Annotated in this window: 19 protein-coding genes; 9 read left to right on the forward strand and 10 right to left on the reverse strand. The window is 61.1% G+C overall.

Features of this window, described 5'->3' with window-relative positions; all coding sequences use genetic code 11:
- Nucleotides 1-15: 15 nt before the first annotated feature.
- A complete protein-coding gene (peaA, locus tag SIAM614_RS05000; RefSeq protein WP_006932574.1) occupies nt 16-1581 on the reverse strand; it encodes a quinohemoprotein amine dehydrogenase subunit alpha in 1566 nt (521 codons plus the stop codon).
- On the reverse strand, nt 1578-2924 hold the full coding sequence (qhpG, locus tag SIAM614_RS05005; protein WP_198137261.1) for a flavin-dependent monooxygenase QhpG: 1347 nt from the start codon (nt 2922-2924) through the stop codon (nt 1578-1580). The genes peaA and qhpG overlap by 4 nt, the downstream gene beginning before the upstream one ends.
- Before the next feature lie 242 nt (nt 2925-3166).
- On the opposite strand from qhpG, the gene qhpR reads away from it, so the two are divergent.
- Nucleotides 3167-4192 (forward strand): AraC-like transcriptional regulator QhpR, encoded by a 1026-nt coding sequence (qhpR, locus tag SIAM614_RS05010; RefSeq protein WP_006932579.1) that lies wholly within the window; start codon nt 3167-3169, stop codon nt 4190-4192.
- A gap of 78 nt (nt 4193-4270) precedes the next feature.
- On the opposite strand, the gene SIAM614_RS05015 is transcribed toward qhpR, so the two are convergent.
- Nucleotides 4271-5311: a glutathione S-transferase C-terminal domain-containing protein gene (locus SIAM614_RS05015; RefSeq protein WP_040439301.1), complete on the reverse strand. Its 1041-nt coding sequence runs from the start codon at nt 5309-5311 to the stop codon at nt 4271-4273.
- 99 nt (nt 5312-5410) lie between these two features.
- The gene (locus SIAM614_RS05020) at nt 5411-5977 is read right to left on the reverse strand and encodes a hemerythrin domain-containing protein (protein ID WP_040439373.1); all 567 of its coding nucleotides are present in this window, start codon (nt 5975-5977) and stop codon (nt 5411-5413) included.
- Nucleotides 5978-6127: 150 nt separating this feature from the next.
- Here SIAM614_RS05020 and SIAM614_RS05025 point away from each other — a divergent pair, with 150 nt between their 5' ends.
- Entirely contained in the window at nt 6128-7048 is a 921-nt protein-coding gene (locus SIAM614_RS05025) for a LysR family transcriptional regulator (RefSeq protein ID WP_040439302.1), read from the forward strand.
- A 25-nt stretch (nt 7049-7073) separates the two neighbouring features.
- Here the strand turns inward: SIAM614_RS05025 and SIAM614_RS05030 are convergent, their stop codons facing one another.
- From SIAM614_RS05030 to SIAM614_RS05055, 6 genes are all read right to left on the reverse strand, one after another.
- A complete protein-coding gene (locus SIAM614_RS05030; protein WP_006932583.1) occupies nt 7074-7850 on the reverse strand; it encodes an SDR family oxidoreductase in 777 nt (258 codons plus the stop codon).
- Nucleotides 7847-8833, reverse strand: a complete 987-nt coding sequence (denD, locus tag SIAM614_RS05035) for a D-erythronate dehydrogenase (protein ID WP_006932584.1) — start codon at nt 8831-8833, stop codon at nt 7847-7849. The genes SIAM614_RS05030 and denD overlap by 4 nt, the downstream gene beginning before the upstream one ends.
- A gap of 207 nt (nt 8834-9040) precedes the next feature.
- Entirely contained in the window at nt 9041-9967 is a 927-nt protein-coding gene (locus SIAM614_RS05040) for an SRPBCC family protein (protein WP_006932585.1), read from the reverse strand.
- On the reverse strand, nt 9964-10305 hold the full coding sequence (locus SIAM614_RS05045) for an ArsR/SmtB family transcription factor (protein WP_006932586.1): 342 nt from the start codon (nt 10303-10305) through the stop codon (nt 9964-9966). Before SIAM614_RS05045 ends, SIAM614_RS05040 begins: the two co-directional genes overlap by 4 nt.
- Nucleotides 10306-10510: 205 nt before the next feature.
- On the reverse strand, nt 10511-11287 hold the full coding sequence (locus SIAM614_RS05050) for a glutaredoxin family protein (protein WP_229597943.1): 777 nt from the start codon (nt 11285-11287) through the stop codon (nt 10511-10513).
- A gap of 151 nt (nt 11288-11438) precedes the next feature.
- Nucleotides 11439-12830, reverse strand: coding sequence for an aminotransferase-like domain-containing protein (locus SIAM614_RS05055; RefSeq protein WP_006932588.1), 1392 nt, complete (start codon nt 12828-12830; stop codon nt 11439-11441).
- A gap of 161 nt (nt 12831-12991) precedes the next feature.
- Between SIAM614_RS05055 and SIAM614_RS05060 the strand changes: the two genes are divergently transcribed.
- The 7 genes from SIAM614_RS05060 (at nt 12992) to SIAM614_RS05090 (ending at nt 19444) form a co-directional block, all read left to right on the forward strand.
- A complete protein-coding gene (locus SIAM614_RS05060) occupies nt 12992-13852 on the forward strand; it encodes a DMT family transporter (protein WP_006932589.1) in 861 nt (286 codons plus the stop codon).
- A 165-nt stretch (nt 13853-14017) separates the two neighbouring features.
- A complete protein-coding gene (gene lysM, locus SIAM614_RS05065; RefSeq protein WP_006932590.1) occupies nt 14018-14452 on the forward strand; it encodes a peptidoglycan-binding protein LysM in 435 nt (144 codons plus the stop codon).
- Nucleotides 14453-14780: 328 nt separating this feature from the next.
- Nucleotides 14781-15719 carry an ABC transporter permease gene (locus tag SIAM614_RS05070; protein ID WP_006932591.1) on the forward strand — a complete coding sequence of 313 codons (939 nt, stop codon included), beginning with the start codon at nt 14781-14783 and terminating at the stop codon, nt 15717-15719.
- On the forward strand, nt 15720-16598 hold the full coding sequence (locus SIAM614_RS05075) for an ABC transporter permease (protein WP_006932592.1): 879 nt from the start codon (nt 15720-15722) through the stop codon (nt 16596-16598).
- A 5-nt stretch (nt 16599-16603) separates the two neighbouring features.
- Entirely contained in the window at nt 16604-18145 is a 1542-nt protein-coding gene (locus SIAM614_RS05080; RefSeq protein WP_198137262.1) for an ABC transporter substrate-binding protein, read from the forward strand.
- A 58-nt stretch (nt 18146-18203) separates the two neighbouring features.
- A complete protein-coding gene (locus tag SIAM614_RS05085; RefSeq protein ID WP_006932594.1) occupies nt 18204-18815 on the forward strand; it encodes a hypothetical protein in 612 nt (203 codons plus the stop codon).
- Nucleotides 18812-19444, forward strand: a complete 633-nt coding sequence (locus SIAM614_RS05090; protein ID WP_006932595.1) for a hypothetical protein — start codon at nt 18812-18814, stop codon at nt 19442-19444. Before SIAM614_RS05085 ends, SIAM614_RS05090 begins: the two co-directional genes overlap by 4 nt.
- The last annotated feature ends 169 nt before the right edge of the window (nt 19445-19613 follow it).

Raw genomic sequence — 19613 nt, forward strand, 5'->3', positions numbered from 1 at the left:
TTTCAAACTCCTGTTTCAGCGGATCGGGGGATCGTTCCAGCGCTGCACCGTGACGATGAGCTGACCTTCACCGGTCGCCTCGCCGCTGGTTGCCAGCACCTTCAGATTGCCCGCATTGTTGGTGGAGAACGGACGCTCGGGATTGGGGCCCGCAACGGCAGGCATGAAGATGCCAAGCGTTTCGTCCATCGACCCTGCGTATTCGGTGTCTTTCAGGTGCTCTGCCTCTTCGTTAAAGGGCGCGAGCGACCAGGTGGCCGGCACGGAGCCGATGCGGATATCGTCCTCCGTCCCTGGCTGGCCGTCCGGACCGTTCCAGTAGCCGACAGCGTCGAAGCGCGCCGGAACCTTCCCGGCAGAGCCGCCACCGCCACCGACACGGGCAACGGCAAAGGCCGGTTCCACTTTCAGGCTGTCGATGTGGCTGTAGACAGCAAGCGTGTCTTCAGTGGCCGCATCCCCTGCCGCAATCGTGACCAGGCCGTCGGTATCTGCCGCAGGCGCCACGTCGATAACAGCGCCATAGGCGTTGGCTTCACCGCCGGTGACTTCCAGCGCACCACTGAGGGCGACTTCGCCAAGCCCGGTGCCGACGATCTGGACCTTTGCGCTGCTGCCGGCGGGAACAATGGAAGGCACCACGCCGACAATGGCAGGGTCACCACCTGCCCTGGCCGCCTTGAAGGAGCCTCCGAGGCTATCTTCGGCATGCACGAACTGACGCCCGCTCAGGCTGCTGCCGTCTTCCGAAATTGCCAGGATCTGCCGGTATTTCTCGCCGCCAATGTCGAGATTGGCGCGCCATTCGTAGCCCGTATAGACGTTCAGCTTGCCCTCAAGGGTCAGCTCCTCCCCGTCGACGGTCATCAAGGTGCCGGACACCGAATAGGGCTGGCTGTCGCCGGTTACCTCAAGCGCACCATAGGCGTCGCCCTTTTCCGGCAGACTGGTTGCGAACACCCATCTGCCGGTGGCCTGCGGCTTTTGTGCCTCCAGCCATTTGTTCCAGGCTTCCGTTTCCATCGGATAGCGCTCGGCCAATAGCGGCACCACTTCCTCGCGGGCCAGTTTCAGCCATTCCCGGTCGCGGCCAAGGGCCTGATATTCCAGGGTTGGCCATTGGCCGACATGGAAGTCGATATGCAGGGCCCATTCTTCCGGTGTCCGCCGCTGAAGTTTGAACCGGGCCGCCGAATGGCAACGGGCGCACATTTCGCCAAGTGGGGCCTCCACCTCTTCCATATGTGCCGGTTCGCGTTCCAGAACATACCGCAGTCCTTCGGTCTCGCTTGGGGCAAGGCCTTGCGTATCGGCAAGATAGTGCACCAGCTCGCTCTGAACGGCAGGATCGATTTCCATGCCGTGGAAGAGCCGCATGCGCACGATGGTCATCAGCCAGCCTTCGGGCGTCTTGCGCTGGCCGCTGATACGGCTGAGAGCGCCGCTGTCATCTGCCATGTGACAGCCGCTGCAATTTTCCTCCAGAAGCGTGGCCCCATCCTGCGCCCCCGCCGGCACAGGCAGCAGAAGCATGAGCCCGGCAATGCCGGCCAGATGCCCCTTTCGCATTCGTTTGATCATGCTGTTTCCCTCGTTTTGGTCTGGTGTTTTTGTGTGCGGCTCAGCGAGCCATGCAGAAGGCCGCGGCTCTCAAGCCAGCCGAAGGCGGCCTTGAGCGCGGGGGACGGCGCACACGGCGGCGGCTGCGCCATGGCGGAAGACGGAAAGAACGGCTTGAGATCGCCAACCGGGATGCCCGCGATATAGGCAACGCCGCTGGGATCCTGCGGCGTCAGCAGAACTTCCCGTTCGACCAGCCGGTTGTTGTCCACGACAACGCGCTGCTGCAGGAAGGTTTCGGAAACACTCGGGTGGGATGGCGCGTCGTCCGGCCAACAGACCCGCTCCGCCCAGAATGGATTGGAAGAAAGGCCCGTTTCCAGCCGGTAGAAGTCACGCCCGGTCCGCGCCTGACGCCAGAAGGTTTCCACCACGCGGTCGCGGTAAAAGCGGGCCGCGAGCCGCTGCCCCTCTTCCGGGGTTTCGAGGATGGTCAACACGCTCGGCACGGCCGAAAGTGCGGAGGAAAGCGCCCAGAACAGCCCGTGCCCGGACAAGGGGTCGATCGCAACCGCGGCATCGCCAACCGGAATGACCGGAAGCTGCAATTGGGGAGCTGACAGAACCAGACCGGCTGCGCGGGCGATCAATGGCTCCTGAAATGTTTGGTCTGAGAACCGTCCGGCAAGCTGTTCCTGCGCAAGAAACCGGCCCATCCGGTCCTGCAAGGCCGCTTGACCGGAGCCAACAAGATCGTCCGCTCCTATGGAAATCTGTAGCCAACGGCCAAAATCCGGATCTTCCGCAACCCAGAGCCAGCCCTGCGGTGTCGCTTCCACGTGGGTGCCGGCAACACCTGCTGTTCCCTGGGTCAGCCCTGCAATTGCAAGGGTTTGGGGACCTTTGAGGCGCTGGGCGGATGTGGCTTGCCGCCCGCGTGCGTCGATCAGCAGCCGTGCGCTGACCTCCTCCCCGGTGGAAAGCTTCAAAAGGACGCCCTGCTGTGCGTCGGTTTTCAGGATCCGGCCGAGACGCGCCTGCCGGGTTTGTGCTCCAGCTTCAAAGGCCGCACGTCTCAAGGCGTCATCGAATATATGACGGCGGACCAGCCGCTCGCCGTTGGCCGTGCCTGCGAGGCCAGCCCATGTCACATGCCGGGGCAAGGGTTGGCTGGCAGCCGCCAGTGCTTCATCAAGGCCCTTGGCGACGAGAAGCTGCGCCACCCGTTCGCCAAGACCTTCCAGCCTGGGACGGCAGGTTGCCAGGTCGATCAGGAGCACGCTGAGCCCGGCACGAGCCAACTCACGCGCTGTGAAGGCACCAGCGGGTCCACCGCCGGCCACTGCCACATCGATGCAGGTCACCAAATCTGTTCCCTCGTCCGGACGCCCAAGTTTTCAAGGTGCTGAACCGGATCTCTCTGTGCCTGCCATTAGAGAGAGGGCTTTTGCGTACTTCTCGACAATTTCGGCCAATCTTTGCGACGACCTTGAAATCCCGAGAGGCTCAATTGCAACAGCTCCGGAACTCTGCTGTACTTGACCCTTCCACTTGGCGTCACCTGCGTCAGGTGGGCCAAGCGGGGCTTTCGGGAGAGGCGGGGGTCATGCCAAGAGGTGCAACGATCATCTCAGGTGCCTTGAGCGGTCTGCAGGCAATGCTGATCGACAAGGGCCTTGAACCTGCGGCTCTGGGACGCCAGAGCGGCGTGCCAGTTGACGCCTGGCAGGACACCCAAGTTGAAATTCCACTGTATTCCTTTGTCGAGATCTACGAGCACGGGGCGGCGATGCTCGGTCAACCGGGCATCGGCTGGCAATCCGGCCCCAGGCTCAACCTGCAAGACCTCGGCGAACTGGGCGATGCGCTTCTGACTGCTTCCACTGTCGGCTCGGCATTGCGGACCTTCGAACGCTTCATAAAATTCATCCAGAGCGAGACGGATCTGCAGCTAACCGTTGAAGAGGGTGTCGCCACCCTCACCTACCGCATCCTCAATCCGGATATCTGGCCGCGCAGACAGGATGCCGAATTCACGCTGTCCGTGCTGACGGAACTCATCCGTCGAGGGGCCGGCGCGAACTGGCAGCCCGACCTGATCTGCTTCGAACACACCGCCGCGCGCCCGCTTTCGATCTGGGCGGAAACCGCAGGCAGTTTCTGCCTCTTTGACTGTGAAACAAATGCGCTCAGTTTTCCTGAAAAGGTCCTGAGCGCACCAATGCCGCGCGACACCTGCGGCGGGCATCGCAACGCCCTTGCCAGTCTGAGCGAGGCTCTTGCCAGCAAGGCCCGCACCAAGTCTTTGACCGCACGCACCCGCACCGCCATCTACGAAGGGCTTGGCACCGGGTCTTCCGACCAGGAAGCCGTTGCCCGCAGGCTTGGCCTCTCCCGACGCAGCCTGCACCGGCACCTCGGCGAGGAAGGCCTGCGCTTTTCCACCCTTCTGGACGACTGCCGCTACCGCATCGCCCGTCATGCCCTTGTCGACACCAGTCACTCACTGGCGCAGATCGCCTTCGAGCTGGACTATTCCGACCAGACCGCCTTCGAGCGGGCGTTCAAGCGCAAGACCGGCATGACGCCGAAACAGTACCGGCAAAGTTACGGCCGAGCGCCAAAGCGCTAGCAAGCGTTCTGCGAGCCAAAGGGCTAGCAAGCGTTCTGCGAGATTGACCCAAAGCGCCCTCCCCAGTCTCAGCCAGGTCTACTGCCGCTCTGCAAGTTCGGGATGCGCATAGGCCTGCGGATAGGGCATCGGCCGGAAGGGCCCCAGCGGTACGACATTGTTCCAGGACCGGCCGAAATACCCCTGCCTGCAATGGATCAGCGACGAACTGCCTGCGACACCCGGCAAGGCATGCACCCGGCACAGCCAGCGCCACAGATTTGGATAGTCCAGAATGCGGGCACCGTTCAGCTTCATGCGCACGAAATAGACCGGATCATGCCGGTAAAGCGTCGGGAACAGCCTCAGGTCGGCTTCAGTGAAGCTGTCGCCGGTCAGAAACGGCCTGCCATCGGCACCCAGCCGATCCTCCAGCTCTGCCAGCAAGGCGAAATAGCCTTCGTAAGCCGCCGCATAGACATTCTGGTCGGATGAAAATCCGGCCTTGTAGGCCCCATTGTTGATCCGCGTATAGATCGTTTCGTTCAGGACATCGATCTGTGCCTGCAGATCCGCATCGTCCGGATAAAGATCAGGCCGCGTTTCCTGTGCAATCGTGCTGCCCAGTGCCGCGGCATGGGCATTCAGCATGCGGATGATCTCGGCGCTTTCGTTGTTGACGATCCGCTTCTGTTTCTTGTCGTAGAGAACCGGGACGGATCGTTCATCTGATCCTTCCGCCGCATAGATTTGCTTCACCAGACGCAGCCCCTCACCTGTCGCCGTTTCATCCGTGCATTCCGGCAAGGGTCCACCCGTCAGGCTGGCCACTCTTTCAGGATTGAATTCCCAGAGGTTCTCACCTGCCGGATCGTCTTTTTCGGTCCGGCCCGGAAAGGCCACATCCATGGAAACGCCGGACTGAAGCCCGAGAACGTTTCGGGTAAGCGTCACACGGTGGCACCATGGGCAGTTGAGCGCGACGAACAGATGATATCGCCCGGGCTCTGCCGGAAAATCCGCATCGCCGATGGCAGAGCGAAACCCGCTGACACCGCGAACGAACTCCCCTTGTTTACGACGGTCGGCAGCATCGGCCTGGTTTTCTTCCGTTGACAAATCGGCAGTCGGCTCGGGCATCGTCTTCCTCCGGGTCAGTCCGTCATCATTCATGGGGCTCCCCCCCCTGAAACCAGCACACGGCCGGGAGCAATAACCGCACCCGGCCATGTGTTGCTGTTATCCGCGCAGGCGATGGTGAAGAATGATGGGCACTGCCAATTCCTCTTCATCGCTTAGGTGACGTCCCAGCAGCTTTTCGATCGTCTCCGTTACCGGCTGCAACTGGCCAGCCTCCTCGCGTGCCTGCGCTTCGTCAAGCTGGACCAGCTTGATTGCGCGATTGGCGGTTCGTGAGAAGCCGAACAACATCGCGTCCAGCGCTTCGTGGTCCTTTTCCAGGATCTCCAATCCCTTCTCGAAACGCGGGTCGGCCTCACACAGTTCCGGAAAGTAGCTCTTGTCTTCCCAGGTGTGGTGCCCGTGGAGATTGCGCACCAGCAGGTCGCCGTACCGCGACAGTCTGGCAGCAAAATCTTCCGGGTCTCTCAGCTTCTCCAGATAGGCCTCCGTTTCGAGACGCACCAGTTCCGCCAACTGCCGGAACATCACATGTGCCCCCAGCCAGTTGCTGGTTTTCTCCTTGAACCCGGGATGAGCTTCCCAGGTATCGCGCGGATACGCATCCAGCAGAATGCGCATGTCCGCGGGCATTTCCGTGGTGCGAATGTCAATCTCTGCGTTCATGGCGTTTCCAATCTGCTTGTGAGCGAGCCGGACCATTGGTCACCCGCGGTGAAACGGTCCGGCACTTCAGGTTCTCCGACAGATAGGAAGTTGCAAATTTCATAACCAGATATCAAAATCAGGGCTCATCGTTCTGATTTGGAGAACAATATGGGCCAGATGGAAGACCTGCGGCTGTTCGTTCAGGTGGTTGCCAGCGGCAGCATCTCGAAAGCCGCTGCGGAACTCGGCATCGCCAAGTCGGCTGTCAGCCGCCGTCTGTCGCTGCTGGAGGACCGCTATGGGACCCGTCTCGTCGATCGCTCTCCCGGCCATTGGGATCTGACCGAGACCGGACGCGAGCTCTTTCAGCGCGCGAGCCGCTTTGTCAGCGATGTCGACGACATCGAGGACGATTTCCTGAGCAACGGGACAGCCCCTTCCGGGCCCCTGTCAATCTCGATCCCGAGGGATTTCGGCCACGGTTTCCTCAACAAGGAGCTGATCGATTTCCAGGCCCGGCACCCGGACATCCAGCTAACCGTCGATTTCGATGACCGGCTGGTCGATCTTGCCAGAGAAAACTATGACTTTGCGATCCGCATCACCGAAACGCGGCCCGAAGACGCCATCACAATGAAATTGGGCACCGTGGAACATTGCCTCTTTGCCAGCCCCGACTACCTGCGAGGCCATCCCGCACCGCAATCGATAGACGATCTGCCGAAGCATCGGCTACTTCATTTCGGCTGGGCGCGCCGGACTGTCTGGGAGTTTCAGACGCAAAAGGGCAAGCGCCAGCAGATCGAGTTTCAGCCCGCGCTCAATTCCAATAGCGGGACGTTCCTGCTGGACGCAACAATCCAGGGGCATGGCATCAGCCGGCTGCCGGATTTCATCGTGACGGAGGCACTGGCTGCCGGAAAGCTGGTGCCCCTGCTACCGGACATCGCCGTGCCGGCATGGGGCATCTATCTGCTCCATGCCCGGGAACGCCGCCTCAACCGTCGCATGCGCCTCTTTGCCGAAGACATCCGGGCTGCTTGTCTTTCCGGCCTTGGCAACGACCCGCAAGCCGCTGCCCAAAGTTGAAATCCGGGCAGCGCACGCAGTCAGCCTAGCCGCGGCCGACGAACGGCATGCCGGTTGCCATCACCGTCAATGTCAGCACATTGGCATCCAGCGGCAGGCTGGCCATGTAGGTGACCGCATTGGCCACATGCACCGGATCGATGGTCGGCTCCGAGGCGGTTTCACCATTGGCCTGCAGCACGCCGCCGCTCATTTTGGCCGTCATGTCGCTGGCCGCATTGCCAATGTCGATCTGGCCGCAGGCGATATCGAACGGGCGGCCATCCAGCGCGGCCGATTTGGTCAGGCCGGTAATCGCATGTTTGGTCGCGGTATAGGGGGCTGAATTCGGCCTTGGCGTCGTTGCCGAAATCGAGCCATTGTTGATGATGCGCCCACCCCTCGGTTCCTGCGCCTTCATCAGCCGGAAGGCCTGCTGAGTGCACAGGAAAGCCCCGGTCAGGTTCGCCGCCACGACAGCGCTCCACTCCTCGAACGAGATGTCCTCCAGCGGGACGGACGCGTTCGAGATGCCCGCATTGTTGACCAGCAGATCCAGCCTGCCGAACGTCTTGGAAATCTCGTCGAAGAGGGCCTTCACAGAAGCTGGATCGCCCACATCCGCGGCAATCCAGGACACTTCGTTACCGGTATTTCGGGAGAGTTCGGTTGCGGCCTTTTCCAGAACATCCTTGCGGCGGCCGGTGATCAGAACCCGCCAGCCGGCCCTGCTCAAGCCAGCGGCAACAGCCTTGCCGACACCCGTGCCGCCACCGGTCACAAGCGCGATCCTGCCCTTCACGTCAAACCCGTCTGCGGTCATGGATTTCTGCCTTCCAATTCGTCTTCAATATGTATGCGGATGATGTCGTCAAAGCTGGTTTCCGCCTGAAACCCGAGGTCCAAGGCTCTTCTGGCATCGAAATTTCTCGGCCAGCCGTCAACAATTTGAACGATTGTTTCGTCCGGCTCCCGGCGGATCAGGCTGACGACCTTTTCCCCGGCAACCCGTCGCAGAGCCTCGATCTGCTCACCGACAGTTGCGGAAAGCCCTGGCAGCGTAACGGTGCGACGGGGGCCCAAGCGGCCCGAATCGAGCCGCGCGGCATGAACGAAAAAACCGACAGCAGCGCGCGGGCTTGCGAACCAGTGGCGTACGTCTTCATCCACCGGCAGAACCGCCTCCTGCCCGGCAAGAGGCTCGCGCATGATGTTGGAAAAGAAGCCGGAAGCCGCCTTGTTGGGCTTTCCCGGGCGAATGCAGATCGTTGGCAGGCGCAAGCCGATGCCGTCGAAGAAGCCCTTGCGGGTGTAGTCTGCCAGCAGCAGCTCTGTGATCGCCTTTTGCGTGCCGTAGCTTGTCAGCGGTGTTGTAAAGAACTCGTCGCCGATCTTCTCAGGAAACGGCTGGCCGAACACGGCAATCGACGACGCGAAGATCACCTTCGGAAAATACGGCTCGCGCGCCCCTTCCAGCCGGATGGCCTCGAACAAATCACGGCTGCCGTCGAGATTGACCGCATAGCCCTTTTCAAACGCCTGCTCCGCCTCGCCGCTGACGATGGCCGCAAGGTGAAAGATGACATCGGGGCGCGCAGCAACCAGCGTCTGTGCAGATCCAGGCTTCGAAAGGTCCACGGTAACCGCCTCGGCAACGCCGGGCAGAGCCGCCGGAACAGTTGGCTGGTTGGCGTCGGCCAGGGTCAGCCGCGAAACCTCGAACCCGAGCACGTCCGGTTCCGCGGCCAGCTTTTCAACCAGCTTTCGGCCAACCATACCGGCTGCGCCGATGATGAGAATATGCATGGAGGGTCTCCGCGGAACTTGATGGCAGGAACGTTCCAACGGAGACTTGCGGAGATTGAGCGCAAGGGCAAGTCGGTTTCAGCGAAAAGGTGTTCTTCGCCCGATTGCACAACCTGATTGTTTCAATATTCAGGCAGTGAGCCCGTCACATGTCATCCCCCTTGACCCCCAATCAAAGGCCAAGGGAGACCACAACAACGCGGTTGCTCAGCCCGCTTTGATAAAGCTTTCCAGCTTGCCCAGGGTCTGCTGCCCCAGTTCCACGGCGCCAAAGCCCCTGGCTTCCTGGAATTCCGCAGCGGTGCTGAAGACCATGCCGAGCGTGACTTTCGTTGCCCCGTCCTCCTCCTCGAACGAGGCCCAGGCGTCGGCGTGCTTCGGACCATTCTCGCCCCAGAGCAGCGTATAGCTGAGCCGTTCGTCTGGCCGGACGTCCGTATAGAGGTGATGGTTCGGAAAAACCGTGCCGTCAGGTGCGATCATATCGAACACCCATTCGCCGCCTGCGCGCAGATCAATCCGTGTGGTGCGGCAGGAAAAGCCGTCCGGCCCCCACCATTGCGGCAGGGTTTCGGGGTTCATCCAGGCGCCCCAGACGACGGATCGCGGTGCGCGGATCACCCGCTGCAGGATCATCGTGCGCTCGGCAGCGCCTGCAAGATTGTCCAGGGCCGCATTGAAGCCGTCCCGGTAGCCCCCTTCCATATTCGCGGTGAGCGAAGAAAGCTGCACCGTCACGGACAACCGGCTGCGTTCACCCAAATCCGCGATTGCTGCGGTCACAAGCGCGACGGACTGCGTTTCGCCTTCACACGAGGTCACCTCGTAGTTCACGCTACGCAGCGGTGGTTGCAGGTCCAGCCAACCGCATTCGCAGCGGATGTCCGGCTGACCGCCCGCCTTGCAGAGCGAGATCTCCCGTCCGCCCACCCTGGTGTCGGCTTCGACGAACTCCACGGTGACGGCAGGGGAAGGCGCAGCCCAGACCGCCCGTGCCGCCGGAGCGGTCCACGCCTGCCAGAGAGTTTCGGCAGGAACAGCCATGTCGCGCTCGAACGTGAGCGTCGCAAATCCCTCTCTTGCCTCGCCTGCGGTGGTGGAGGCTGCGCTGTCCAGAACCACGTTCTGCGTCATTCTTCGGTCTCCTTGATAACGTTCATGACGAATGCGTCCAGCCTGTCGAGGCGAGCCTCCCAGATGGCACGCTGTTCATCGATCCATGTCCGCACCGGCTCCATAGCCTCCGGAACGATGGCACAGGTGCGTATGCGTCCGTCCTTGGCGGTGGTGATGAACCCCGCCTGCTCCAGCACGGACAGGTGCCGCATGACCGTGGGCAGTTTCAGACCGGTCGGTTCAGCAAGGTCCGTCACCCGCGCCGGGCCACTTGCGAGCCTTGTCAGCATGGCGCGGCGTGTCGGGTCGGACAACGCGTGGAACAACAGGGAGAGATCAGGATCATGCTTAGCCATATTGCTAAGTATTGCGAAAGCCCTTGCAAGGGCAAGAGAAAACTTTGCTGATTGGCTAAGTTTTATCGTCCAGCGCTCTGGAGATCGAGGAAAACACTCTTAAATTCAGATAGTTGGAATAGAGGTTCGGAAACTGCCTGTCAGGACGAAACTGACAAGAGATGCGCCGGCTTCCCACAGCGGACGCATTTCTTGCCTGTTATCCCTATAGCACCAACATGCGAAACGGCATCCACAGCCCCATGGCCATCATCATCAGGCTTTCGGTCAGTGAGACGAAGCCGAGCGGAACCGAGGAACTGCCGCCGACACAGGCGCATTTCAGCTCTCGCTTCTCCAGATAGACCGCCTTGAAAATACTGACAGCGCCGATCAGGCCGATGCCGAAGGCCACCGGGGCCGACAGCCAGACCAGCGCACCGGCCGTCATCAGAATACCGGCGAAGGCCTCGGCATAGGGATAGATCCTGGAATAGGGAACCCAGCGCCGGGCAAGCAGATCGTAGTTCAAGAACATGGTGGAGAAGCTCTCCACGTCCTGCAGCTTCTGGATCGCGAGGATCGTCATCGAAAGCGACACGAACCATTCCACCGCCCGCAAGGTGACAGGCGTTCCATATTGATGCCAAGACAGGCCAAGGGCCAGAAGCAGGGCAACGGCAAAAATGGCGATCACAGGCCGGTAGGTCATGTCGCCGCGGTCCCCTTCAGGCGGATCGAGCTTGAAATAGACGCGCAGATCGTCATAGCCGTCAACCCGCGCATTACCGATGAAGGTTTGCGGTGTCGTCTCCACATCGTGTTTTTCCATGAAGGCGTCGGTCTCCTCACGTGTCGTGAGGTGATGATCTTCGACCTCATAGCCCTGCCGCTCCAGAAGGTCTTTCGACTTGAGACCATAAGGACAGATATGCTTGGGCATGACCATTCGGTAAAGCCTGGCCGTTTTCCTATCCGTCTTTTGCGCGGCTGTGCCATTCATGGGAAAAAGCTCCTTCATCCAAAAGGGTCTGACCGGATAAGCACCGTCCTTGTAAACAGGAGTCTAGACGCTCGAAGCAGCCTTCGCTCGCACCAGCCAGATGCAACAATCTGTGGGGCAAACGCTGCAGGCGTAAGATAGTTGCCGGAACTCAGGCTGCCCCTGGCTTCATCGCGCTTTCCAGCACGTCATACACCTGCCCATTGCTCATCTGGCTGACATTGAACCTCAGGAACCCGGTCATCGATTGCGAAACGCTGAAGACATTGCCGGGGGCCAGAACCACGTTCCGGCGCAGTGCCGCGCGGGCAATGGTGGCAGCGTCCTGGCCGGCGGGCAATCGGCACCAGAGGTAAAAACCGCCCTTTGGGCTGACCCAGGGCGTAATCCCGAGGGGCTCCAGCCTGGCGGCAACATCACGCCGCTTCTTTGCAAGGCGAACCCGCAACGCGTCCATGTGCTTGCGATAACTGCCGTCGCTCAGAACGCCATGGACCAGATCACTCGCGACCGGCCCCGGTCCGCCGAAATTGGTGGCCACCTGCAGGTCGACCAGCGCTTCGACCCAGTCCGCCCGCGCCGCGATATACCCGCAGCGCACGGAGGCAGACAGGGTCTTGGAGAAGCTGCCGATGCGGATAACCCGCTCCAGACCATCCAGAACGGCAAGGTTTGGCAGGGCTTCTGGCGCAAAGCCGCCGAAAATATCGTCCTCGATCACCACCAGACCGTGGGCCGTCACGAGGTTCAGAACCTTGTGCGCGACCTGGGGCGAAATCGTCGCGCCTGTCGGATTGTGAAGGGCGGAATTGGTGATGTAGAGCTTGGGCTTGTACCGGTTGAGCGCTTCTTCGAAGAGCGAGGTATCCGGTCCGCTGCGCGTGAACGGCACACCGGCAACCTCCACCCTGTGCGCCTTCAGCAGAGCCTGAAAGTTGAAATAACAGGGGTCATCCACCAGCACCGTATCTCCCGGCCGCAGGAAGAACCGGCAGATCAGATCGATGGCCTGCGTTCCCGACGGCGTCAGCAAGACCTGGCCTGGGTTCACCTCAAGTCCTTCGTCCGAGAATTGCCGCGCCAGCAGGTGGCGCAGGTTCGCGGCGCCCCGCGTTTCTCCATAGTCGAACAGGTGGCCACCGCCCGTCCGCGCAAGCGCTCGCAAACCGCGCTGCAGGGCTTCGTTCGGCATCCAGTCCGCCGGCATCCAGCCGCAGCCGGGTTTCAGAACATCCGGCCCGGCATCAAGCGATTGGCGCGACACCCAGAACGGGTCGATCTCCCGGTCTAGCTGCGGCCCGACCTCGGCAACCGAGAACGGCCGGGCGGCGTCGGCAACGAAAAATCCGGAACCGCGGCGGGCATAGATGATGCCTTCGGCAGCCAGCCGGTCATAGGCGGTCACCACGGTGGACGGCGACACGCGCATGGTGGCGGCGAACCCACGGATGGACGGCAGTTTTTCGCCAGGCTCCAGCGCCCGGCTGGCGATCTTGCGCTTGACGGCTTCCATCACCGTGGCCGTTCGCGTGTCCTGTTCCATGGGTTAATCCGCTAAAGTGTATGGCAAGTGTAAGCAGTACAGTTTTTATGAATTGTATTGCACTGTCACTGTCCTGACCAGCCCTGCCCGACTAATCCTGAACCTGCAACGTGTTCCGCCAAACGGGAACACTCAAAGGCAAGACAGCAGAAAGACCAGACATGCAGGCATCGATGGCAGGATGGGGCAGCGGGCTCCTGGGCGTTCTCATCTTCAGCGGCTCACTGCCGGCGACGCGGGTTGCGCTCGGCGGCTTCAGCCCGCTGTTTCTGACATCCGCCCGGGCTGTGGTCGCAGCCTTTCTCGGCATGGCTGTCCTGCTGCTTCTTCGGCAGGCGCGGCCGCAGCGGAGCGATCTGACCTCGCTGCTGATCGTCGCTCTTGGCGTCGTCGTCGGCTTTCCGTTGCTGACGGCCCTCGCCTTGCAGCATGTTACCGCCGCCCATTCGATTGTCTTCATCGGCCTCCTGCCCCTTGCGACCGCCCTTTTCGGCCTGCTGCGCGGAATGGAAAGGCCGAGGCCACTCTTCTGGGTGTTTTCCTGCACCGGCAGCGCCGCCGTTGCCGCCTACGCACTGTCGCAAGGGGCCGATCTTTCCTTCAAGGGGGATCTCCTGATGCTGGCGGCGGTCATCGTCTGCGGCTTCGGCTATGCGGAAGGTGGCGTGCTGTCCCGCCGCCTTGGCGGCTGGCAGGTCATCTCCTGGGCGCTGGCCCTTTCGCTTCCCGTCATGGGCACGCTCGCGCTGATCACATGGCCGGACAGTTGGACAGGCATTGATACCGCCGCCTGGGCCGGGCTCGGCTATGTCTCGGTTTTCTCGATGCTCGTCGGCTTCATCTTCTGGTACAGAGGCCTTGCCATCGGCGGCATTGCCAGTGTCGGCCAATTGCAGTTGCTGCAACCCTTTTTCGGCCTGATGCTGGCCGGCCTGCTGCTGCATGAACCGGTGTCCTCCACCATGATCCTCGTCACCACTCTGGTTGTCGGCTGCGTTGCCGGAGCCAAGCGCTTCGCATGAGCCCAGCCCTTGTCCAGCCCGCCCCCTCACCGCAAGTCCGCCTTGCCTCCCCGGATTTTGCTTCCGCCGTCCGGGGAAATTTGCAATATGGTTCCGCTGCGTGAAATGACCTCCAGCAGGGCGCGCCGGCAGATTTCGGCTGAATTGACTTAAAGGATAAAAGACATGGGTTTCTTTGATTTCGTGAAGGATGCGGGCAAGAAGCTGTTTGGCGACGACGATGCGCCGGAAGCAAGTGCGGAAGCCATCGAAAAGGAAGTTGCCGATCTCGGTCTCGACGGCGACGTCAAGGTTGAAGTCAGCGGCGACACCGTCAGGATCGCAGGCGCGGCCCCCAGCCAGGAAGCCCGTGAAAAACTGATCCTTGCCGCCGGCAACGTGCTCGGCATTTCCAAGGTCGAGGAAGAAATAACGGTCGAGAGCAGCGAACCGGAAGCCAAATTTCACACGGTGGTCAAGGGCGACACACTCTGGAAGGTCGCCGAAACGGTCTACGGCAACGGCGCCAAGTACCAGGCAATCTTCGAAGCCAACAAGCCGATGCTGTCCGACCCGGACAAGATCTATCCGGGTCAGGTCCTGCGGATACCCGCACTGTAAGATCGCGTTTCGGCAAGCCACGGCTCACCCGTGGCTTGCCTCCTCTTCCGGCTAACACCCGTTGCGCTCCATGTCCGCCCGCAGGGCCGGCATCGCTCAGACCCTCTGCCCCAGATACATGTTCCGAGACGCTCAGCCCCATGGTTCTGAGGGAAGCGTTGCATCTGCTCCCGAGACTTTTCCCCTTTCCACACGGCGGCACAAAACTGCCGGATAGAAATTTGAGTATTTTTTTCAAGTTTTTTACAAACCAACCTCGACACCACCCGTAGAAATATGATTATAAAGCTCAAGTTTTCTCATTTGACGGATTTGGGGCGGTTTTCGGATGGTGCGCCGGCTGAGCCACAGGCTTGTCCAATCGGTAATACTGCTGTTCCTGGTGTCCATTGCCGGCTTCGCCCTGTTGCGCCTGTTGCCGGGAGATTTTGCCGAGGTACTGCTGCTGTCCCAGATGGACGGCACCCTGCCAGATGCGGCTGCGGTTGAGAGATTTTCAGCCGAAAACGGCTTTGACGATCCCCTTCCCGTTCAATATCTGCACTGGCTTGGCAATGTGCTTACCGGGGATCTCGGCACTTCCTTCGTCACGGGAGAAAGTGTTTCTGGCGACATCCTGCTGCGGATACGCCAGTCGCTGATCCTGGCTTTGCTGTCGATCGGCCTTGCCTTGGTCCTTGCTGTACCAATCGGCTGTTTCTGTGCCTATCACGCCGGAGGTCTTGCTGATCGCCTTTTGGCGGCGGCAAGCGTTGCCGGCCTGTCCATTCCCAATTTCTGGTACGCGCTGCTATTGGCGCTTCTGTTCTCGCTCACGCTCGGCTGGCTGCCGAGCTCGGGCCACGGCACGCTTGCCCATGCCGTGTTGCCGACACTGGTGATTGCGACCACCATGACCGGCGTGATAGCGCGCTTTGTTCGTGCCCGGCTTTTGGACGAGTTTCACCATGCCTACATCCGCACGGCCAAGGCCAAGGGCCTGAGCCAAACGCGGATCCTGCTGCATCACGCCCTGCCCAACATCCTGCCCTCGCTCCTGACGCTCACCGGGCTGCAATTCGCCCGCGCCTTTGACGGCATGATCATCGTTGAAACGATCTTTGCCTGGCCGGGCATCGGCAGCCTGCTGGTCGCCTCGCTGCTCAACCGCGATTACCCGTTGATCCAGGTCTGTTTCCTGGTGATCGCCTGTGGCTACATCATCATCAACCTCCTGGTCGATTACCTGGTGACGCTGGCCGATCCGCGCATTCAGGAGGCAATCTGAATGGCAAGAGCCCACAGCCTGTTTCGGCCCAAACCTGACGCACAGCGCCGGCAAACGCGTGCCGGGTTGCTGGCCTGTCTCATTCTGATGATCGTGCTGGCACCGCTCGCAGCGCCCTACCCGCCAGACCAGATCGACATCCTGAACCGTCTTGTACCTCCTGGCTGGCCGCACCTTCTGGGCACCGACCAGATGGGCCGCGACGTCTTTTCCCGCCTGCTTTACGCCGGCAGACTCACCACAGGTGCAGCCCTGCTGGTGGTGCTGGCCTCCGCCCTCACCGGTACGCTGCTTGGCTGCGTCTGCGGCTATCTGGGCGGCTGGCCGGATCAGCTGTTGATGCGCTTCTGCGAGGGGCTTTCCGTGCTGCCCGCATTGGCGATTGCCATGATTATCGCCGGTGTCATGGGCCTTGGACTTGCCGTCGTGCTCCTGGCGCTCACCGCCGTCCACTGGACGGAATACGCCCGGCTGGTGCGCAACATGATCCTGGTGGAACGGGCGAAGCTCTACGTCCAGGCGGCAGAGGCTCTCGGATCGTCCCGCAGACGCATCGTCCACCGCCATCTTCTGCCGAACATCGCGGCGCCTCTCCTGACCATGGCCGCCTATTCGCTCTCCTGGGTCATCCTCGCCTTTGCAGGGCTCAGCTTTCTGGGCCTTGGCGTGGAACCCGGAACAGCCGAATGGGGCCGGATGATCGCCGATGCGCGCAACCACATGCGCAGTCATCCGCATCTTGTCCTCGCACCGGGCCTGACGATCACCGCCTTCGTCATGCTGGTGAACCTGCTTGGCGACGGCATCGGCGACCGGATGCGCTCCCGGCACACCAATCTTTTGACCCTTCGAAAAACAATCTTCAAACCAAGGAGTTGATCCTCATGATATCCCGCAGAACCCTGGGCCGACTTGCCGTTTCCGTGGCTACGGCCGCCATGCTGGCCCTGCCGCACATGCCAGCGCAGGCCGAAGGCAGTTCAACGCTGACCGTTGCCACCATGTGGGAAGCCCTGCCGCTGTCGATGAAACCGCGCCGCAGCCGCTTTTTCAACGAAAGCGAGATTCTGGACACTCTGGTAAAGCTCGATTTCGACATGAAACTGGTTCCGGGTCTTGCCACCTCCTGGGAGCGCGTTTCTCCCAACGTCTGGCGCTTCCAGCTGCGCGAGGGCGTCACCTTCCATGACGGCAGCACTTTCGACGCGGAAGCCGCCAAGTTCTCGCTGGAACGCGTGATCGCGCTCCTGCCCTATGCCTCGGACCTTCTCAACATCAAGGAAATCCGGGCTGTTTCCGGCACTGAACTGGAAATCGAAACCAACGAGCCTTTCACTGCCCTGCCCAACCAGCTGACCGACGCCATCACCGTCATCTACGGCAAGGCCTCGTTCGATGAGAACGGCGAGTTCGTGAAGCCGGTCGGCACCGGCCCCTGGGTGTTCAAGGATTACCAGAAGCATGACCGCACCACTGTTGTGCGCAACGATGCCTACTGGGGCGAAGCGCCCAAGCTGGAAGAAATCGTCTACCGCTATATTCCCGACCACAATGCCCGCGCGCTGGCGCTGGAAACCGGCGAGGTCGACTTCGTCGTCCACCTGTTGCCTTCCGATGTGGAACGCATGAAGGCCGACGAGAAATTCGAAGTCTATGCCGAGCCGAGCGCCGGTCTCTACTACGGTGCTTTCAATGCCGGTGAGAACAGCGTGCTGCATGATCCGAAGGTTCGCCAGGCAGTGAACCTGCTGGTTGACCGCGAGATCCTGGTCAAGGGTGCGCTCGACGGCATCGGCAAGCCGGCCTGGACCTTCTTCCCGCCGGAATTTCCCTGGGCCGCACCAGAGCTTTCTGCCTATTCCTTCAACCCGGAAAAAGCCGCCGAGCTTCTGACCGAGGCCGGATACGAGAAAGACGGCACCACCTGGCAGAAGGACGGCGAGCCGCTGAGCCTGCGTATCCTCAGCTATTCCAGCCGCGCCGAAATGGCCCCGATCAGTGAAACCATGGCAGCGCTGCTGCAGCAGCAGGGTATTTCCACCAAGCTGGAAATGTACACTTGGGAAGGCATGCTCGATCTCGTCAAGCAGAGTGATTATGACGTTTCCGTCGTCTTCTGGACACCGGAAATGACCGGCCACCCGGACCTGCACCTGAAGTCGCAGTTCCATTCCAAGGCGGGCCTCAACTACCAGAACTGGGCCAATCCGGAATTCGACGCCCTGGTCGACAAGGGCCGGACGCTGGAAGAAGGCCCGGAAGCGCTGGAAACCTATGCCAAGGCACAGGAAATCCTGCAGACGGATGCACCGATCATCCCGCTGGTTCACAAGATCTACGTGGCCGCGTCCAAGACCGGCGTCAGCGGCTACAAGGTCCACCCGTCCGGCTTCTTCTACAATTTCAAGGCAGTCAGCAAACAGTAACAGCCCAAGCTCAGCCCGGGCGGCTTCGCCGCCCGGGATCGTTCGAATGGAGAGCCCAATGGCGTCCTGCCTCTTTCTGCAGCCGATCAAGGGGGCAGGCAACGACCTGCCCGACGTCGGCGATTATGTGCCCGATATCGACGTAGTCGGCCATTATGACCTCGAAACTGCCGACCTGTCGCGCTATCCCGCGCTCTGCCTGCCGGCCCATCTCGACCAGCGCTTTTTCGGCAGCCTGACGTCGAAGATCGAGCAGTTCCTGAATGGTGGTGGAACACTGGTGTTCAACGGCCACGTTGCCTGGCCGATGCTGCCAGAATTCCAGCCCTTCGTTCCCCTGAACCGCTTCTCGCTGGAAGACCTGCAGATCCACCGGCTGACAGACCACCCGGTGTTTGAAGGCGTTGCAACCGAGGAGCTGACATACCGCCGGGGTGTTGCCGGCTTCTACGCCCGCGGTTTCAACCCGCCGCCGGAAGGCGCTGTTAACCTCCACGGTGTCGGCCCGGATCGCCTGCCCTGCGACTGGGTCTATGAGCGCCCTTCCGGCGGACGCATCTTCATGCATGCCGGCAACGATCTTTGGATGTACGTCGGCTCCAGCGACACGACCGCACGCATTGCCCCGCAGCTCTGCGCCTGGGCCAGCGGAAAGGGACCCCAGCAATGACAAGGCTCGCAGTCCTCGACGCCGGCACCTACTATCATCACCGCACCATTTACGAACCGCGATACCACGACTTTTTCGACGAGATCATCTACACACGCGATCTGCCTGAGGTGGATCTGTCCGCCTTTGACACCCTGCTTGTCTCCTGCCGCACCGATCCTTCGGTACTGCGTCCCCGGCGCGAGCAAATCGCCGACTTTCTGGCAAGCGGCAAGACCGTCGTCGCCATGGGCTCCACCGGCCATCCGGACTGGCTGCCTGATGTGAAGTGGACGGACACGCCGACCAATTTCTGGTGGTGGAAGGAAGGCGGCGAGATCGGCCTGAAGATCGCCGCGCCGGATCATCCCCTCTTCACCCACCTCACCCTTGCCGACGTCACCTGGCACTATCACGGTTATTTCCAGGTGCCGGACGGGGCGCAGTCGCTGGTCGACGTCGGCGAATTCGGCTCGATCTTTTACGAGGACACGGTCTCCACCCCCGGCCGCCTGCTGATCACTTCCCTTGACCCGATGTACCATCACGGCAGCTTCTTCATGCCGGCAACAACCCGGTTTCTGGACGGGTTCCTGCCATATCTGAAAGGGATCGGCGCAGGGCTTGCCAAAAGGACATCAGTCCCCTGAGCGCAGACCTTTCCGCTACGTTCCCGATGCGCTTCAAGTGAAAGCGGCATTGTCAGAATTGGCCGTGGTATTTTCAAGGATGTTGAGCGGCACACACATGTGTGGACGAAATACATCAGGAGCAAACCGGGTAGTGGCGGCAGGGAATTTGGCTTCCAGCATGACCCGG

It is taken from the genome of Roseibium aggregatum IAM 12614 (assembly GCF_000168975.1).
GTDB classification, from domain to species: domain Bacteria; phylum Pseudomonadota; class Alphaproteobacteria; order Rhizobiales; family Stappiaceae; genus Roseibium; species Roseibium aggregatum.